Source organism: Hymenobacter qilianensis (genome assembly GCF_014489555.1).
Lineage (GTDB): Bacteria > Bacteroidota > Bacteroidia > Cytophagales > Hymenobacteraceae > Hymenobacter > Hymenobacter qilianensis.
In genome coordinates this window covers 940,356-957,298 of sequence record NZ_CP060784.1, presented here as the reverse complement: position 1 = coordinate 957,298, position 16,943 = coordinate 940,356, and the positions used below count along the sequence as shown (strand labels likewise).

Genomic DNA, 16,943 nt, shown 5'->3' with positions numbered 1-16,943 from the left:
CGGCCCGCCCGAGCTGTTAAAACTCGTAGAGGCGCTGCGCAATATTCCAGCGGAATGCCAGAGAAGGGTACACCGTGCTATTGGTCAGGTTATCGACGTCGGGGCTGGTTATGCGGCGCATAATCAGCTTCGCATCAAGCCATACATTATGGCGGGCCTGATACGTGGCAGTAAAATCGGTGTGAATAAGATTGGTTTGGATACCATCGCCCACCCGGAAATCCTCTATGCGCACGTTGCCATCGGGCTGGAGCGGTCGGTTGGTGTAGGGCAAACGTACGTTGCCGCCGTAGTTAACCAGAAAGCCGTTTTCGTCTGTTATGTCATTGCCCTGCACGGTGTAAAATCCTTTGGCAACCAAGTTCAAGCGTGGCAAGGGCTGGTAGCTGACAATGCCCAGCAGCTCCACCAAATTGCCCCCCATCGGGTGCGCCAGCGGCTGGTTGTAGTGCTGGTAGTTGCGGTACTGATCGAGGTGCTGGTAAGTGTAGGGCCGGATATAGTTTACTTCACCCTGAAAATCAAGGTTTTGGATACCTGCTACATTAATGTAGCGGCCACCCAGCTGCACCGATTGCTTGTTGCGCCACGAGCCTTTGCCCGCACGCGCCTCACTGATAACGAACTCATCCAGCACCACCTGCCCATACAGCTGCAACCGCCGCTTGATATTCCACTTGAAATCAAGGCCCAGCAAGGCGTTATCATTGGAGCCAATAGCCTGCTCTACAGAGCGGTAGAAGATGATGGGGTTGAGGTATTGCAGCTCGTAGCGTCCCTTGCCGCGACCAAAAACCACCGATTCAAATACGCCTACATTAAAGTTAGGCGCCAGATCGAGGCTGAGGTGATGGAGGGCGAAGTACTTCTTTTGATAAATCGTGTCTTGGTTGGCCTTTTCGGCCGTCATTTCCGCAAACAGGTTCTGGTAATTGAATTTCCAGATGCGGGTATTAACCTTCAAAAACAGGTAAGGCGCCGCGTAGTCTGACAGGATAAGCGAGCGGTAGCCGTTGCCGATGGTGTTGCGGTCGTAGCCAAACTGTAGGTTGATGTGCTTGGTGGCCGAGTAAGTGAGGTAGCCGCGCCCCGAAAGGAAGTCGTACTGATCGGCGCGGTTTTTATAGGTTTTCCAGAAAGCCTCGTGGGGTACGATGTTGTCGCGCAGCACCCGTTGCTGCACATAAAAGGGCGCGGCCGTCTGATTATCAGCCAGGAAGGTATAGAAGCCCAGCTTTTCGTCGATGGTGCCTTCCACCTGCACGCCGCGCGTATTGAGGTAGCGCAAGCCGTCAATGTCGGTGTCGCGGCCCACGGAAAGGTTGGCCACAGGATTTACGCGTAAGGTGAAGCCAGGCGTTTCGACATGGAAAAAATCGGACTTATTACGGTAGAAACGCCCCAGCACCGGCTTTTCCGACGTATTTACCGCGACATCCTGCTTGGTAGACTGCCAGTTGTCGCGCAATAGATATTCAGCGTTAAAGCGGTCGGCGCGAGTGATGCCGGCAGTGGTGCTGTCCCGCAGAATGCGCTCTGCCAAACGGGCTACGCTGGCGCGGGTGTAAGGTCGTACCGAGGTATGCGGGTCGTTGAGCGAATCGGGGCCGAAAAGGATAGCATAGCGGTCGATAAGCCGATACACGTCGCTGTCGAGCGGCACATACGTAGTGCCCTGCACATCACTTTGGGGCTGGACTGGAACGGCCGGTTTGGCGCCCAGCGTGTCGATTCTTAGATAAGTGGGGCCAGCTGGGTTTACCTGGGCAACGGCCTGCCCGGCCAGAAAGCTCAACGCGGTGAGCAGCAATAATGATTTTCTCATACTAATTAGTAGGACCAAACGACCACTGAGGCGCCCGGCCGTGCAAAACTACGCACTTGGGGGGCAAATTAGGTTGCGCGCGAAAATCGGTCCGGCTTCGCTGCGTAAAAGGTTAGCAGGCCGGTTTGCTGAAACTTTTTGCCCTAAAAAAGCCCCCCAATGCCGTGCTCCTTCTTCAAGTTGCCGTACTAAGCTTCTAAACTTTCATATTCTCCCTTGCCGCTTCGCTATATCCGCCATTCTGAGCTCGACCTGCCCGCCTGGGAGGCTTGCGTAGCAGCCGCGCCCCAAGCGCTGCCGTATGCGTGCGCCTGGTGGCTGGCAGCTACGGCTGGGCGCTGGGATGCGGTGGTGGAAGTGATGGAGGACACGGGTGCATACGCCTCTGTGTTTCCGCTACCAATAAAAACGAGGCCCTGGGGGCGCGACGTGTATCAGCCGCCTTTTACCCAGCAGCTTGGCCTGATTACCACTGCCGCCAGCCGCCACCGCCATGTGCTTGACTATCTGGCGTTGCTGCCCGCAGGGCGTGTTGCACATCTGTACTTGCAGCTAAGCACCAAAAACGAGCTGGTAGCTGCGCCGCCTGGCTTTAAGCTGACGCAGCGCCAAACCTACCAGCTCAGTTTGGCGCCCGTTTATAATACGCTGCTGGCTTCCTACGCACCCGACTACCGCCGCCGTATTAGCCGAAGCAAGGAGCAGCCTCAACATCTGGTTGTTACAGAAACTATGTCGGCGGGGGCTGTTATTGACTTATTCAAAAGAGAGAAAGCCGCTGTCGGTTTGAAGAACCAGGAATACCAGCACTTGCAGGCTTTAGTGAAGGCCTTGCAGGCGCACAGCCGGTTGCTGATACTGGAAGCGCGGGCGCCAAACAGCGGCGAACTGCTGGCCGGAGCGTTGTTTGTCTGCCATGCCCATGTTATCATTTATTTGTTCGCGGCTGCCTCGCTGGGGGGCAAAAAAGCCGGTGCCCCACTGCTGCTGCTCGACCATGTAATTCAGCGCAATGCGGGCTCGCCCGGCTTAGTTCTCGATTTTGAAGGCGGAATGATTCCTTCTATTGCTCGTTTTTTCGCCAACTTCGGCGCCACGCCCGTACCCTACGCGGCCCTCACTCAAACCCGCCAACCCTGGTATCTGCAATGGATGCGCTAAACCCAACGCCCGAAGCTACTCCCGACCTTTCTGAGCGCGTGCACATCGTGTGCGCCGAGCCTTCCATCGCCAATCACTTTCTGGCCGAGCTGCGCGACGTGGATGTACAGCGCGACAGCCTGCGCTTCCGGCGCAACCTTCAGCGCTTAGGCGAAATCATCGCGTATCGCATCAGCTCTTTGCTCAGCTATACCGACAAAGCCGTACAAACGCCACTGGGCACGGCCAACAGCCAGCAGCTCCGCGACTTTCCGGTGCTAGCTACCGTATTGCGGGCCGGTTTGCCATTTCATCAGGGCTTTCTCAATTATTTCGATCAGTCGCCCAGCGCTTTTGCGGCCGCTTACCGCATTGAAGGCACATCACAAGTGCAGGTGCAGGTCGATTATCTGGCCGCGCCTTCCTTGGATGAGCGGGTACTTATTCTGGCCGATCCGATGTTAGCTACGGGCAAATCATTGGTGCTCACCTATCGGGCAATGCTGCGCTTTGGCACACCCCGACAGGTACACATCGCGGCCGTTATTGCCAGCCCGGAAGGCGTAGCGTACGTAACCCGCGAAATTCCGGAGGCCACGCTTTGGGTAGCTGCCGTGGATGAAGGCCTGAATGCCCAGGCCTATATCATGCCAGGCCTCGGCGACGCCGGCGACCTCTCGTACGGAAGCAAATTGTGAGCAGGATAGCGCTTATGAGAAACCAGCTTTACTAACACGGCATATAATCGGCAGCATACGGGGAACCAAAGGTGGCACCAGCTTCGTGTTACCTTTACGCCCGAAGCTGTTGGCCGTTTTTGCTATTCAAGCTGTAAATACTCCTTGCTCGTGCTACCCGAACTTGCCAAACAACTGGCCCAATACGCATCTGTTTACCTACTGAGCTCTCTCAAGTTCTTTGCCGGCCCGGTTGCGGGCACGGCAGCGGGTTTGTCTTTCGCTCTCACGTGGGGGCTGACCGTAGCTGGTATGATGACGAGTGTAGTTATTGTGTCGGGGGTGGGCCGTGCCTGGGCGCTGCACCTGCGGAAACGGCGTCAGCGTAAAGGCAAGCCCGTATTTAGCAAGCGCAGCCGTCGTATCGTAAGCATTTTTCGCCGCTTCGGCATGCCCGGTATTGCTTTCCTGACGCCTATTCTGTTTAGTCCCATCCTCGGTACCGTCATTGCTACTCAATTGCATGTGCCTCGCTCACGGATTCTGCTGCATATGCTGTGGAGTGCGGCCATTTGGGGCGTTGCTCTCACCTTCGTGACTATCGAATTCAGTCATTTGCCCATCTTTCAGCACTGACACTTAGCTGCGGGATATAATTACGTAGAAATGCCCCCCAGACCGTCGGTCTGGGGGGCATTTCTACGTAATGAAAATTAGGACCAGAATACCCGGAAATAGGTATTGCCTAATGAAAAATTATGGTGTTGCTTTGATGTGAAGTAAGCTATAAATATTTGTGCTTAAGACAGTTCAGTTTACCTAGTGTCTTATTATCTTTAGCTCTACCCGCTATCTATATTCTCGTTCCTCTCATCAACGCTGCTATGAAACCTCAATCCTTCACCTTGCAAGGTCGCCCTTCCACCATACACGAACGGTCATCTGCCGCTCCTGTATTAGTATTTCTGCATACCAATGCTTTAGGAGTCAGAGTGTACCTACCGCTTTGCGAGGAGACCGTGCGGGCGGGCTACCGCCTGATGGCATGCAGTGAGTAAGTTGTCGGGTATCGCCTGACTTTCTATTTGCGGCGACCGCGGGCTTTGGCTGCTGCTTTTTTCGCCGGCGACGACGCCCGCCCCTTCGACGGATTCGCCTTGCGCCCCTTTACGCTCCGGTTCGGGCCTTCCACATAAGGCAAACCAGTGCGCTTGTCGATGTCCTTTTGCAGCGGAACCTTCTTCTCGTGGAATGCGCCCTTGAAGTTTGGATCGAGGCGGCGACGACGCTCGTCAATCTCCCGATCCATACCTTGCTGCTCATCGAAAGCGGTAGGAGCCACCGCTACGTCGGGTGGCAGGGGTAACTCCGGAATCGTCTGATTAATCAGCTCCGCAATGCGGCCCATATGGTGCATTTCGGCAGCGTTGGCAAACGTAATAGCCGCGCCCGTGTGCTGGGCCCGACCCGTGCGGCCAATGCGATGCACGTAGTCGTCGTAAATCAGCGGCACGTCGAAGTTGATGACGTGGCTTACCTGCGGCACATCGATGCCGCGAGCCGCTACATCGGTGGCTACCAAAAAGCGCAGCTCACCAGCACGGAAAGCCTCCATCGCGTTGATGCGTACGTTCTGGCCCTTGTTGCCGTGAATGGCTCTTACTTCACCCGTGCTTTTGCGCCCCAGAAAATGCGCCACGTTATCGGCGTGCTCTTTGGTGCGGCAGAAAATCATAACGCGGTTGAACACTTCCTCATCGCGCACCAGGTAGCCCAGCAAGTTGATTTTGGTGAGCAGGTTGGGCACCTGATACAGCGCCTGACTGACATTTTGGGCAGATGTAGCCGCCGGAGTCACTTCCACCCGCACCGGGAACTCCAGAAACTCCTCGCTCAGTGTTGCTACCTTATCCGGCATAGTGGCCGAAAACAGCACGTTCTGCCGCTTGGTCGGTATAACTTCCAGAATGCGCCTGATTTGGGGCATAAAGCCCATATCCATCATTTTGTCGGCCTCGTCGAGCACCAAGGTTTTCAGTTCTTTCAAAACCAAGTCGCCCTTCAGATATAATTCCAATAGGCGCCCCGGCGTGGCAATCAGAATATCAACGCCCTGAGCAATAGTTTCAATCTGTGTTTTGGGCCCCAAGCCGCCATAGATAGCGAAAATGCGCAAATCGGTTTGGGTGGCGAGGCGCTTCAGGTGCGTTTCGAGCTGAATAGCCAATTCGCGAGTGGGGGCCAAAATCAGGGCGCGGGGATGCGTACCCTGCGCGTATTTCACCTTCATCAGCAAAGGCAAACCAAAAGCGGCGGTTTTGCCGGTGCCCGTCTGCGCGATACCCAGCACGTCGTGTCCGGCAAGCAAAAGCGGAATAGTTTGCAGCTGAACCGGCGTAGGCTCCGTAAAGCCTGCTTCAGCCACGGCCGTAAGTAGCTGCTTATTGAGCTTGAAATCGGCGAAGGAAATGGGTTGGGGCGTGGCGTCGGACATGATGAAAAAAGCTAATGCGAAAGACAAAGGTACGTGACTCTGGTAGGAGCGCGACACAGCACAGCTAGTCGTGGGCTGACAGTGGGGGGCAAAATTTGTAATTCAGCGGAGTGATGTAGAAGCTAAACGGCTGGCGGCGCATTTTTACGAACTATGTGTTGCGATAAAAAAACTCTCTCATAATTTTTGAATAACCCCGGCAGACCGCTACTTTTGTCCCTCCATTACCCATCTGGTAGGCATAGCTCAGCTGGTTAGAGCATCGGATTGTGATTCCGAAGGCCGTGGGTTCGAGCCCCATTGCTTACCCTGAAAAGGTCCCCGAAAGTTTTTTCCGGGGACTTTTTTTTTGTTTGTGCCGTTGTCAACTTCAAATCATCTGCTTGAATCACCTTTATTCCCTCTTCTTATGAGTCTGGTAGTTATCGGTTCGGTGGCGTTCGACGCCCTGGAAACGCCTTTCGGCAAAACGGACAAAATCATCGGTGGCGCGGCTACTTATATCACGCTGTCAGCTTCTTACTCCGTAAAGCCGGTGAAGCTGGTGGCCGTAGTAGGCGACGATTTTCCGCAATCGGATGTGCTTTTGTTGCAAGAGCACGGCGTTGACACAGAAGGCTTGCAGATAAAAGAAGGGGAGAAGTCGTTTTTCTGGTCGGGCAAGTATTCGACGGACCTGAACTCGCGCGAAACCCTACAGACGGAGTTGAATGTGCTGGCCGATTTCGACCCCATCATTCCGGATTCGTACCAGGACTGCAAATACCTGATGCTGGGCAATCTGACGCCTCAGGTGCAGCGCCTGGTTATTCAGCGCCTCGTCAATCGGCCTAAGCTTATCGTGCTGGACACCATGAACTTCTGGATGGATGTGGCACTCGAAGAGCTGATCACGACCATTGAGATGGTGGATGTGCTAAGCATAAATGACGAAGAAGCTCGTCAGCTTTCGGGTGAGTACTCGCTGGTAAAAGCAGCCCGCAAGATTATGGCTATGGGGCCTAAGTATCTGATTATTAAAAAGGGCGAGCACGGCGCACTGCTGTTCTGCAAGAACAAAGTGTTTTTTGCTCCCGCCTTGCCCCTGGAAGAAGTATTCGACCCGACCGGCGCCGGCGATACTTTCGCGGGCGGCTTTATCGGCTACCTCGCCGCCACCGATGATATCAGCTTCGACAATATGAAGCGTGCGGTCATTCACGGCTCGGCTATGGCTTCGTTTTGTGTTGAGAAGTTTGGTACGGAGCGCTTGGTTAATTTGACCAAAGAAGAAATCGAAGCTCGGGAGCGCCAATTCGCTGAACTGGTAAACGTAGAGCCGATTAGCATTGAAGCTTAAGCTTGATTAAACCAAAAAAGCCCCCAGCACTCGCGGCTGGGGGGCTTTTTTATGCGCTTGCTTCTCACCTTTGAGCAACCAAATAAAGCGAAGCTGGGTAAAAGAGTGGAGTAATCTTCTCACCCTTAGCTCTACTACAATGGCAGAAAATAAGAAGCCCTCGAAGAAGAAATCTGTGCCCTCTGACTCGCCGCAGAATGAAACGAATTCTGTAGCGCCAGATATGAAGGGCGGCTCCAATAGCGGCGGAACCAAAGTGCAGAACGCCAACCAGAATATTCTCACCGAAGCGGGCAACGACATACGCGGCAATACGCCCGGCGGCAACGTGAACGAAGTACTTTCGGCTCGTACCAATAAGCCCCGCAGCAACCCCAATCCTTCGCAGCAAAAAGCAAAATAAGGATTGGAGACGGCACAAAAAAGCCCCCGGAACCAGTTCCGGGGGCTTTTTTGTGCCGTAGGCTACTGAGGCAGCAGCAGCCGCGCATACTTGATCTGGGGCGTACTGTCGGGATAATACTGGCGGATAATGAGCGTTTTGTCGTTCAGCCAGCGCACCTCCTCTGGCCCCAGGTATTCACTACGCGGTTCCAGCGCAACATCGGGATTCCACTTTCCAAGGACCAGACCTCCAGCCCATTAGGCGAATAGCCGGCTTCCATATCGGAGTTGAATGCGACGAAATGGGTACCGTTGGGCGCCAACACCGGCCGGCCCCACAGCCGCGTGCGCCGCCCGGTATGCTGATTAATCAGTAGCACGAACCCTGACTCCCAACGCGTGACATCCAGCACCCAAAAGTCGCTGTTGGCTAAAGGCCCCGGAAGCGGTAAACAACGTGCTTTTCCTCGTCCGGATCGGTTATATTATTGGTTAGCGTAAGCGTACGGCCATTCGTTAGGGTAAGAAGGAGTTGATCAGAGCGGCGCTGGGCCCGGCCCTTCGCCAACTGAATATATTTCTGTTCGGTGGTATCGGTGTCGATGCCATTGAGGCGGGCAAACTCAGCTTCGCGAGCGGGGGTAAGCCGGGCTACACTGCCGTTGCGGAGCCGGATGGTATCGGTTTCCGAGCGCAGAACCTTAGCCGCTGGAGCCGCCGTTGCTGAGCTAGCAGGGTGTAGAACTTTCGGCTGCACAGCCGCCGTGGGTGATCTTGCCGGGGTTTTCGCGATTTCCTGAGGACTACTGTCGCAGCTGATCAGCGAAATGCCCCCCAGCGTAAGAAGAATTGGATACAAGTTCATATAAGCACAAAATTAAAAATCTTGCTTGAGCCATTGTTTGAAGCTAATCTGCTGCTCGGGCGTAGCATCAGCGCGTTTCGCAATGGTAACCTTTGGCCAAAAACGCCGGGTTGGATCAGCTGCCAGCGTTAGGGTAAGCAGGCGGCTCTGGCGAAACACGCTTAGCTCATAGCTGGGAGCTCCAGTGCTAAGCAACACCTGCAAATTCATCTGAACCCGTTGCCCATTCACCGCTATTATTTCGTCATCAACGGTAAGAGCGGCGGCAGCGGGCGAATGGGGGAGGATGTTCGTTACTTCCGTTCGCTCGTTTTTGAGAATGGTCTTAAACCCAAATACGCCTTCCGCAGCCGATACGTTTTCTTCTTGCAGGAGCGTGCAGCCCACAAAGTGCAGGGCTTTGGTCAGGGGCTCTTCCAAAGAGGCAGTGCCGTAAATAAAGCTGTCGAAATATTGCCGCATGGGCCGGCCGGCTACTTCTTCCACCAAGCGGATATAGTCATCTTCGGTGTAGCCCACGCCCGGCTTTCCAAATTCCAGCCACAGCCGCCGCAGCACATTGTCGAGGCTGCGCTGATGCTTGGAAAGCTGCCGCAACGCCAAATCCAGGAGCAGCGCCACCAGCGCTCCTTTATAATACACGGATACCTTCCGATCGGGCACGCCATTCTTATAGCCATCCAGCCAAAGGTCAACGGAGGCGTCGGCCAGCGACAGATTGAAGCGGCCGTCGTCTTCGTAGTGCTTGCGCAGCACCGTGTTCAGTTCCTGGAAATATTGCTCCGCCGTGCGCACGCCGCTACGTGCCAATAAATACTCGCCGTAATAAGTTGTGATGCCTTCGGCGATGTAGCAGGTGCGGAAATACTGTTCCTGCGTATAGTCGTAGGGCAATAGCTCGGCGGGCCGGATGCTTTTGATGTTCCAGGTGTGGAATAATTCGTGGCAGCTTACGCCCAACAGCTCTTTATAAAGCACCTCCGTCATGAGCAGCTGCGCGGGTCCCAGCGTAATAACCGTGGAGTTGGTGTGCTCGACGCCGTGGTAATGACTGTAAGGCAGAATCTGGTTGATGAAATGGTAATCAGCCACTGGAAAGCCGCCAAACAAACTCAACTGCTCCTCTGAGAAGGCTGTAAAATCCTGAAGTAAGCGCGGCCAGTCGGGGTCACACTCGCCCTGCACCCAGACATGAAATGGGATGCCCTGCGCCTGGTATTCGTGGTGTTGGAGCGTAGGACTAGCTATCAGCGGGCATTCGATGAGGTGCTCAAAACTGTCGGCCTGAAGCATGTGGGGGCTTTTTGGGGTAGGCCACACGCAATCTGCCAGCTCTCGGGCAGTTCTAATGTCAACTCGCAAGGCTCCTGTTGCCGGCCTTCGGCGTACATAAAGCATTGCACCCCATTTATGTATAGCTGACTTTCATCGAGCCAAGAGCCGCCCGCATCCATCTGGTGAGCGTAGAAGTTGTAGCGCACCCGCACCGTCCGTCCGGCCGCGTCCGCCACCTGCCAGCGATCTTTTGTGAGCTTACGATAGGAGAGGACCTCGCCCGAATCAGCATCATCTATCACCACCCGCTGAATCTTTTGCGCAAAGTTTTGCAGCTCATAGCGTCCGGGGCGCCAGGCCGGCAGCTGCAATTCCAGCGCTTCGGTAGCTTCGGCCGGCACCGTTAGCGTTAGCTGAATTTGCAGATAAAAAGTAAGTGGATTCTCAAACGAGACGTGGTAGTGAATCATAAAGGGAAGGTAGGCCTTGCGGCTGGAGTGTACGTCGGTGTCCCAAAAACAAAGGAAGTTGCTGAAGTCAAATGTATACGAAGCCGGTGCCCCCGCAAGCTTAAGTGCCTTCCAGAATGCCCTAAATGAGGCTTAAAGTCAACAAAGCCACTACTACTTTTCTATACTGTTTGGCATTTACAAATGAAGGCCTTACCTTTGCCGGCCATCCCCGAATAGCATTCCAAGACGATGAAAAGAACATTTCAACCCTCGCAGCGCAAGCGCCGCAACAAGCACGGATTCCGCTCACGCATGGAAACCGCCAACGGCCGCCGTGTGCTGGCCTCCCGCCGCGCCAAAGGCCGCAAGCGCCTGACGGTATCCGACGAGGGTCGTCATAAGCGCTAAACCGCTGACGGCTCCCGCCGATTCGCCCCAGCCAGCCATATCTATGACGCCGGGCGCGCGCTCCTACTCATTTCCGAAAGAAGAACACTTGTGTCGCAAAAAGCTCATTGACGAGCTTTTCGGCCGGGGTTCTTCTTTTGGTTTATATCCCTTGCGGTTGGTGTGGCTGCCCGCACTTGCCCCGACTACCGCTCCGCCCCAAGTGCTGGTGAGCGTATCGAAGCGTTCCTTCAAGCGGGCTGTGGACCGAAACCGGCTGAAGCGCCTCATGCGGGAGGCATACAGGCTGAATAAATACCGCCTGCTGGAAGCACCTGGGGGCATTCTGTTGCCCTGCTGGGGATTATCTATTCGGGTAAGGAAAAAAAGCCTTTCTCGCTGGTTGAAAAAAAATTAATTTCAGGGCTGGAGCGTTTGCTAACTGATGCAACCCCCACCGTTGCGGTGGTGCCTGTATCGTAGGTTGTTTTCCACGCTTTCAGCCTTTTTATGCGCAAAAAATATCTGGCCGGCCTGGTTTTAGGCGGGGCCACGTTGCTCGTCTCTTTCCGCAGTGCCTCCGACAATGAGCGCTACTTCGAGATTGCCAAGAACCTCGACATTTTCGCGACCCTGTTTAAGGAAGTGAACACCTATTACGTGGATGAAATAACGCCCGCGAAAATGGTGAAAACGGGCATCGACGCCATGCTTAAGTCGCTGGATCCGTACACGAATTACATTCCCGAAGACGATATCGAGGACTTCCGCACCATGACCACCGGGCAATACGGCGGCATTGGGGCGGTGGTAGTGAAGCGGGGGGCAAAAACCGTAGTGCAGGCTGCTTACGAAGGCTATCCGGCGCAAAAGGCTGGCTTGCTGCCCGGCGATGAGATTCTGACTATTAACGGAGTCAACGTTTCGACCAAGAATAACTCCGATATCAGCAAGCTGCTGAAAGGGCAGGCCAACTCCGTAGCAAAGCTATCGGTGACGCGCTACGGGCAGGATGTACCGGTGGAGATCAACATTACCCGCGACAAGATTCAGGTAGAAAATGTGCCGTACTACGGCATGCTGACTCCTGAAATCGGCTACTTCCAACTAGCCGGCTTTACTATTGACGCCGGTAAGGAAGCGCGCTTAGCGGTAATGAAGCTAAAAGAGCAGGGCGCCAAAAAAATCGTTTTCGATATACGCGACAACCCAGGTGGCTTGCTCAATGAAGCCGTGAACGTATCTAACCTCTTCGTAAATAAGGGTTTGGATATAGTGAGCACCAAAGGAAAAGTAACCGACTGGAACAAAACCTATAAAGCCCTCGATGCTCCTCTGGACACGCAGATGCCGGTAGTGGTACTGACCAGCAACCGTTCCGCTTCCGCCTCCGAAATCGTGTCGGGCGTATTGCAAGACTACGACCGCGCTGTGTTGGTCGGTAAGCGAACCTTCGGCAAAGGACTAGTGCAGGCCACGCGGCCTTTGTCTTACAATTCTCAGCTGAAGGTAACAACTGCCAAATACTATATCCCAAGCGGGCGCTGCATTCAGGAAATAGACTATGCCCATAGAGCCGAGGATGGCACCTTAGGGAAAGTGCCTGATTCCTTGCGCACCGCTTTCAAAACGACCAGCGGCCGCGTAGTATACGATGGGGGCGGCGTAGCTCCCGATGTGGAAGTGAAAGAGCGTGCCATCGCGGATATCACCCGGGTGCTGCTGCAGAAAAACTATCTGTTTGACTACGCTACTCGCTACCGCGCCGCTCACGCCACTTTGCCCCCGCCCGTGAATTTCACCTCTCAGACGCTGAGTATCAGAAATTCATCGAGTTCTTAGGCGGAAAGGATTTGAGCTATTCCACGGATATGGAAAAAAGTCTCGCTCAGTTAAGCAGCAGAGCAAAGGAAGAAAAGCACTACGACGACGTAAAGGCTGAAATCGAGGCCATTCGCCGGAAGGTTTCTACAAACAAGAGCAACGACCTGACCCGCTTTAAGCCCGAAATTCGGGAGTTGCTGGAGCAGGAAATCGTATCGCGCTACTATTTCCAGAAAGGTCAAATCGAAGCCAGCTTCGACGATGATCCGGATATTCTGATGGCCCTGAATGTGTTGAATGATCAGGCACGCTATGCAGCTTTGTTGAAGCCAGGCACACCAGAAGCAAAATCGCGTCCCGAACTCAAGAAAACAGGGGAGAAGTAACCTTTAAGCATTTTATGATAACCAAAAGCAGGTTCCTATAGGGGCCTGCTTTTTTGTTTGTGCCAACCAAAAGGGAATTTCAACTCCTCATTAATGCGCCTCTTCCCGGTTGTACCTTTGCGCAAATAGACCTGGCTCATGCTTATTCTTTCTCTCGAAACTTCTTCTCCTGTGTGCTCTGTGGCCGTGCACCAAGCGGGTGTTCTAGTCGGCCAAGCCGAACTGCGACTAGAGAAATCACACTCGTCGCACCTGAGCATACTAATAAATCAGCTGCTGGAAAACACGGGTCATACGCTTCAGGATGTTGCGGCGGTGGCTTTATCTGACGGGCCTGGCTCGTACACGGGTCTGCGGATCGGTGGGGCGGCGGCTAAAGGTTTGTGCTTTGCCTTGGAGATTCCGCTGCTGGCTGTTAGTACGTTGCAGGCCTTAGCCTGGCAAGTAGCTGCCTACACCGCATCGCCCGAAACCTATCTTTATTGCCCCATGCTGGATGCGCGGCGCATGGAAGTCTACACCGCGTTATATACCTGCGACAGCCAGGAAATTTTGCCCCCCACAGCCTTGGTGTTAACTCCCGATGCGTTGGCCGAACAATTAGGTGGGCACCGCGTGTTATTCTTTGGCAACGGAGCAGTTAAATTTCAGTCGCTGCTGGCTGAGCAACCTAACGCTGGCTTCCTAGCGGGCATCGAGCCGTCGGCGGTGGCGGTGGGCGCTTTGGCGTGGGGAGCATTTCAGCGGCAGGAGTTTCGGGATGTTGCGTATTACGAGCCGTTTTATTTAAAGGAAGTTTATACAACTACTCCTAAGGTGAAGTAGAGGGACGTAAAAACAATGGAATGGCTTTCCTGAGTCATCATTTAATGAGTAAGGAAAGAAAATCTTTGCACCAATTTGAAGCCCATTGGGTCTTATCGATATGGAAGAAATTATCAACCGCGTAGCGCAAAGCGCCCTTACCACGCTCAATCTGGAATTGCTGCTGCATCCAGGAGAGCGCGTGGTGTATGATATTAAAGATAACCTGTTTCAAGGGCTTATTCTGCGCGAGAAGGACTTTCGCGAATTCGTTAAGACTCATGACTGGAGTCAGTACGACGGTAAAAACGTAGCTATCATCTGCTCAGCCGATGCCATTGTGCCTACCTGGGCTTATATGTTGTTGGCCACAAAGCTCCAGGGACATGCCCATCGGTACGTATTTGGCAACTTGGAAGCCTTGGAGCAGGAGTTGTTTCAGGAAGCCATTGCCGCCATCGATGCCGAAGAGTACCGCGACGCAAAAGTGGTGGTGAAAGGCTGCGGCAGCATTCCGGTGCCAACATATGCCTACGTAGCTATTATGCAAAAGCTACTGCCGGTAGCAGCCAGCATGATGTACGGGGAGCCGTGCAGCACCGTGCCCTTGTATAAGCGCCCCAAAGTATAGCCGCTGCTTCGGTACAGCTAACTAGTATATGCGAGCACTCTATATACTATAGAGTGCTCACAAGTAGAGTGTGGCCTAAGCTTACTCTATTAATAAGGAGACCTAAACGCCTTGCATGACTAAAGCCGCGGCACCCGTTTACCAGATTGGCTTAACTACTGGCGTGGCCTTGGTAGTAGCCAATATGGTAGGAACGGGTGTTTTTACCACGTTGGGCTTCCAGCTGTTGGATATCCAAAGTGGCTTCGTGGTGCTGATGCTTTGGGTTGTTGGGGGGCTTATTGCCTTGTGTGGAGCCTGGTGCTACGCAGAACTGGCTGCTGCCATGCCGCGCTCAGGAGGCGAATACCAGTACTTATCCCAGATTTATCATCCGGCTGTCGGCTTTCTGTCGGGTTGGGTATCTGCTACGGTGGGGTTCGCTGCCCCGACGGCGCTCGGCGCAATGGCTCTGAGCAGTTATGCCACCAGTGTGTGGCCAGCGCTGAATCCGCTGTGGCTATCAGTAGCGGTAGTGTTGGTGCTCACGGCTATTCATGCCAGCAGCAGCAGGGCTGGAAGCTACTTGCAGGTGGTTATTACTGCGGCCAAAGTAATAGTGTTGGTGGCCTTTATCGGAGCTGGCTGGCTGCTGGCTGATCCGCAGGCTATCCAATTTGCCCCCCAGCCCACCGATTGGGGCCAGTTGCTCAGCCCGGAGTTCGCCGTATCATTGATCTATGTTTCGTACGCCTACTCCGGCTGGAATGCGGTTGTGTACATAGCCGGTGAGGTAAAAGCCCCCCAGCGCAACTTACCGCGCATTTTGCTGCTAGGTACTTCTATCGTAGTCTTCTTATATGTGGCGCTAAACTTCATCTTCCTATACTCCACACCTGTCGCTAGCCTTGCTGGAGAAGTTGAAGTAGGATACGTAGCGGCCCATCATCTTTTCGGAGAATCAGTAGGACGCCTTATGGGAAGCGTTATTGCTGGCTTGCTGCTGTCTACGGTTAGCTCCATGATTTTTGCCGGCCCACGGATTATGCAGATAATGGGCGAAGATATGCCAGCCTTGCGCGAAATGGCAGTGGTAAGTAAAGTAGGAATCCCAGTTCGGGCCATGCTGTTTCAAACGGCCCTCACTCTTCTGTTCATTTTTACTTCCACCTTCAAAGCAGTACTGCTTTATGCAGGCTTTGTCCTTAGTTTGTTCACTTTTCTGACGGTCATGGGCCTGTTTGTGCTACGGTGGCGTCAGCCCAACTTACCCCGCCCTTATCGCGCGTGGGGATATCCATTGACGCCACTTGTATTCCTGACGCTCAGCGGCTGGACGCTGCTCTTCATCCTCCGTGCCAATCCTACGGAGTCGTTTTATGGACTAGCCACGCTTCTGGGGGCTTATTTGTTTATTATGGAGGACGCCGAATAAGAGCAAAGTCAGTATGACCGTGGCCTTCTCAAATCGTATACTGTCCTACTCTTATAAAAAGTCACTTCGTGCCAGATAATCCCTCTGCCCAGCAATCACGCTGGAAGCAAGCTGTATATCAAGTAATATTTGAGGCAGACACGCACGCCGGGCAAGCGTTCGACATCACTCTATTATGGGCCATTTTGCTCAGTGTTCTGGTAGTGATGCTGGAAAGTGTGCAGAGTGTAAACCAGCAGTACGGTCCTTATCTGCGCGCCCTGGAGTGGTTTTTCACCATCCTGTTTACTATAGAGTATATCACCCGACTTGTTGTGGTACGTCGGCCACTAAAGTACGCCTTCAGCTTTTTAGGCATAATCGACTTCCTTGCCATCGTTCCCACCTTCTTAAGCCTTCTTATAGTAGGCAGCCAGTATTTACTGATTATTCGCACAATCCGACTATTGCGGGTCTTTCGTATTCTTAAACTCAGTCGGTTCGTAGGGGAAGCCGCAGTTATAACAGGTGCTTTAAAAGCTAGCCGTCACAAAATATTGGTGTTCTTAACCTCTGTAGTGGCAATGGTTGTAATAACAGGCACATTAATGTATGTAATTGAAGGTGGGCAGAATGGCTTCAGCAGTATTCCTCAAAGTATCTATTGGGCTATCGTGACGCTCACCACCGTTGGATACGGTGATATTTCTCCGACAACTACCTTAGGAAAAGCATTAGCGTCGGTCATCATGATTATGGGATATGCCATCATTGCCGTTCCCACCGGAATTGTCACCGCCGAGCTATCACGTCCTTATCAGAAGAGCTATAAGCACGTCATTTGCCACGTTTGTCAAGCTACCGAGCATGAAGAAGATGCTGCTTTTTGTCGCAAATGTGGCGAGAAGCTATAAGACGTAGTCATCCTCGTTCCTCGTTCAAGAGTCTCATCAACTGATGTGTATAGTAGATGCCTGCAAGCACTGCTTCTGGCTTAGTTAAGCCGCTAGCATTTTTCCCGTGGTAGTTTCTTACAATGATTTGAAATAGTTGGTGCTCCTAACACG

Annotated in this window: 19 protein-coding genes and 1 tRNA gene; 14 read left to right on the top strand and 6 right to left on the bottom strand. The window is 53.4% G+C overall.

All coding sequences use genetic code 11. From position 1 onward, the window contains the following. Window positions 1-16: 16 nt before the first annotated feature. The gene (locus tag H9L05_RS04435) at window positions 17-1,825 is read right to left on the bottom strand and encodes a capsule assembly Wzi family protein (protein WP_187733182.1); all 1,809 of its coding nucleotides are present in this window, start codon (window positions 1,823-1,825) and stop codon (window positions 17-19) included. Window positions 1,826-2,041: 216 nt separating this feature from the next. On the opposite strand from H9L05_RS04435, the gene H9L05_RS04430 reads away from it, so the two are divergent. The 3 genes from H9L05_RS04430 (at window position 2,042) to H9L05_RS04420 (ending at window position 4,278) form a co-directional block, all read left to right on the top strand. Next, a complete protein-coding gene (locus tag H9L05_RS04430) occupies window positions 2,042-2,986 on the top strand; it encodes a GNAT family N-acetyltransferase (protein ID WP_187733181.1) in 945 nt (314 codons plus the stop codon). Then, on the top strand, window positions 2,974-3,663 hold the full coding sequence (upp, locus tag H9L05_RS04425; protein ID WP_187733180.1) for a uracil phosphoribosyltransferase: 690 nt from the start codon (window positions 2,974-2,976) through the stop codon (window positions 3,661-3,663). The genes H9L05_RS04430 and upp overlap by 13 nt, the downstream gene beginning before the upstream one ends. A gap of 150 nt (window positions 3,664-3,813) precedes the next feature. Beyond that, a complete protein-coding gene (locus H9L05_RS04420; protein ID WP_187733179.1) occupies window positions 3,814-4,278 on the top strand; it encodes a hypothetical protein in 465 nt (154 codons plus the stop codon). Between the two features lie 445 nt (window positions 4,279-4,723). On the opposite strand, the gene H9L05_RS04415 is transcribed toward H9L05_RS04420, so the two are convergent. Next, window positions 4,724-6,136 carry a DEAD/DEAH box helicase gene (locus H9L05_RS04415; protein WP_187733178.1) on the bottom strand — a complete coding sequence of 471 codons (1,413 nt, stop codon included), beginning with the start codon at window positions 6,134-6,136 and terminating at the stop codon, window positions 4,724-4,726. A 235-nt stretch (window positions 6,137-6,371) separates the two neighbouring features. On the opposite strand from H9L05_RS04415, the gene H9L05_RS04410 reads away from it, so the two are divergent. The 3 genes from H9L05_RS04410 to H9L05_RS04400 all read left to right on the top strand — a co-directional run bounded on the left by H9L05_RS04410 (window position 6,372) and on the right by H9L05_RS04400 (window position 7,878). After that, window positions 6,372-6,445: transfer RNA gene (locus H9L05_RS04410), tRNA-His, on the top strand. A 100-nt stretch (window positions 6,446-6,545) separates the two neighbouring features. Then, on the top strand, window positions 6,546-7,475 hold the full coding sequence (locus H9L05_RS04405; protein ID WP_187733177.1) for a PfkB family carbohydrate kinase: 930 nt from the start codon (window positions 6,546-6,548) through the stop codon (window positions 7,473-7,475). A 223-nt stretch (window positions 7,476-7,698) separates the two neighbouring features. After that, a complete protein-coding gene (locus H9L05_RS04400; RefSeq protein WP_187733176.1) occupies window positions 7,699-7,878 on the top strand; it encodes a hypothetical protein in 180 nt (59 codons plus the stop codon). A 145-nt stretch (window positions 7,879-8,023) separates the two neighbouring features. Here the strand turns inward: H9L05_RS04400 and H9L05_RS04395 are convergent, their stop codons facing one another. From H9L05_RS04395 to H9L05_RS23110, 4 genes are read right to left on the bottom strand one after another with little or no spacing between them, the layout of a single operon-like run. Then, window positions 8,024-8,272, bottom strand: coding sequence for a hypothetical protein (locus tag H9L05_RS04395; RefSeq protein WP_187733175.1), 249 nt, complete (start codon window positions 8,270-8,272; stop codon window positions 8,024-8,026). Window positions 8,273-8,289: 17 nt separating this feature from the next. Further along, a complete protein-coding gene (locus H9L05_RS04390) occupies window positions 8,290-8,724 on the bottom strand; it encodes a hypothetical protein (protein WP_187733174.1) in 435 nt (144 codons plus the stop codon). 12 nt (window positions 8,725-8,736) lie between these two features. Then, window positions 8,737-10,017 (bottom strand): M61 family metallopeptidase, encoded by a 1,281-nt coding sequence (locus tag H9L05_RS04385; protein ID WP_223284729.1) that lies wholly within the window; start codon window positions 10,015-10,017, stop codon window positions 8,737-8,739. Then, window positions 9,972-10,469: a M61 family metallopeptidase gene (locus H9L05_RS23110; protein ID WP_223284728.1), complete on the bottom strand. Its 498-nt coding sequence runs from the start codon at window positions 10,467-10,469 to the stop codon at window positions 9,972-9,974. The genes H9L05_RS04385 and H9L05_RS23110 overlap by 46 nt, the downstream gene beginning before the upstream one ends. Before the next feature lie 231 nt (window positions 10,470-10,700). Between H9L05_RS23110 and rpmH the strand changes: the two genes are divergently transcribed. The 8 genes from rpmH (at window position 10,701) to H9L05_RS04350 (ending at window position 16,790) form a co-directional block, all read left to right on the top strand. Then, window positions 10,701-10,859: a 50S ribosomal protein L34 gene (rpmH, locus tag H9L05_RS04380; RefSeq protein ID WP_084444044.1), complete on the top strand. Its 159-nt coding sequence runs from the start codon at window positions 10,701-10,703 to the stop codon at window positions 10,857-10,859. A gap of 43 nt (window positions 10,860-10,902) precedes the next feature. Then, entirely contained in the window at window positions 10,903-11,256 is a 354-nt protein-coding gene (locus H9L05_RS04375) for a ribonuclease P protein component (RefSeq protein ID WP_223284727.1), read from the top strand. 92 nt (window positions 11,257-11,348) lie between these two features. After that, window positions 11,349-12,680 (top strand): S41 family peptidase, encoded by a 1,332-nt coding sequence (locus tag H9L05_RS04370; RefSeq protein ID WP_317175104.1) that lies wholly within the window; start codon window positions 11,349-11,351, stop codon window positions 12,678-12,680. A gap of 29 nt (window positions 12,681-12,709) precedes the next feature. Beyond that, window positions 12,710-13,048, top strand: coding sequence for a hypothetical protein (locus tag H9L05_RS27155; protein WP_317175103.1), 339 nt, complete (start codon window positions 12,710-12,712; stop codon window positions 13,046-13,048). Window positions 13,049-13,186: 138 nt separating this feature from the next. Next, window positions 13,187-13,873: a tRNA (adenosine(37)-N6)-threonylcarbamoyltransferase complex dimerization subunit type 1 TsaB gene (gene tsaB / locus H9L05_RS04365; RefSeq protein WP_187733173.1), complete on the top strand. Its 687-nt coding sequence runs from the start codon at window positions 13,187-13,189 to the stop codon at window positions 13,871-13,873. A 100-nt stretch (window positions 13,874-13,973) separates the two neighbouring features. After that, a complete protein-coding gene (locus H9L05_RS04360) occupies window positions 13,974-14,483 on the top strand; it encodes a DUF2480 family protein (RefSeq protein WP_187733172.1) in 510 nt (169 codons plus the stop codon). A 115-nt stretch (window positions 14,484-14,598) separates the two neighbouring features. Continuing rightward, window positions 14,599-15,897, top strand: coding sequence for an amino acid permease (locus H9L05_RS04355; protein ID WP_187733171.1), 1,299 nt, complete (start codon window positions 14,599-14,601; stop codon window positions 15,895-15,897). 68 nt (window positions 15,898-15,965) lie between these two features. Further along, entirely contained in the window at window positions 15,966-16,790 is an 825-nt protein-coding gene (locus tag H9L05_RS04350) for an ion transporter (protein ID WP_187733170.1), read from the top strand. Window positions 16,791-16,943: the final 153 nt, after the last annotated feature.